1 protein-coding gene is annotated in these 619 nt (G+C 58.3%); it reads right to left on the bottom strand.

Annotated elements, in window-relative coordinates:
• Positions 1–619: condensation domain-containing protein (locus tag E1189_RS03895; RefSeq protein ID WP_230460130.1), on the bottom strand; the 619-nt coding region annotated here is incomplete at both ends.

Raw genomic sequence — 619 nt, 5'->3', positions numbered from 1 at the left:
GAGTGACAGTGTTCGGCGGACAAAACGGGGAGGCTCTTCAGAGGACAACGAAAGCCGGGGCAGTTGAGGCGCAGGGGGCAGGTTGTCCAGCCGGTCCAGCCAGTAGGTTTGATCCCGCAGTCGGGCCGGGTGATCATCGGGGATAGCCAGCAGATAATCCCGAAAGGTGAAGGTAAGTGGTAGCCAGGTCTTGTCAGGGTGTTGATAGCGCTCCATCAGTTCGGCAAAGAGCAGGAAGATACTGCCAGCATCCATGATCAGGGCATCGATCCGCAGCAGGAGGCGCCCCTTCTGCCCGGGCAGCTGCAGTAACTGACAGTCAAAGAGAGGCCAGGTACCCGGATCACTGACCCGGTGGGATTCGGTGTGGCGAATACTGGCGAGCCGTGTGGCCAGTGTGGTGTCATCCAGAGCTTGCAGATCGGTGACAGCAATAGAGTACGCTGGTACATCGTCGAGAACCTGCTGTTGCCCGGAAGGCAGGATAACAGCACGCAACATGGGGTGGCGGGCAATCAGACCCTGCCAGGCCTGTTCGAGGCAGGATATATCCAGTTGCCGGATGTCGTCCAGATCAAACTCGATATAGCTCTGGGTGGCCACCTGCCCCAATTCAAAA

The organism is Parendozoicomonas verongulae (assembly GCF_009711465.1).
GTDB lineage: Bacteria > Pseudomonadota > Gammaproteobacteria > Pseudomonadales > Endozoicomonadaceae > Sansalvadorimonas > Sansalvadorimonas verongulae.
This window is presented reverse-complemented; position numbering and strand designations above follow the sequence as displayed.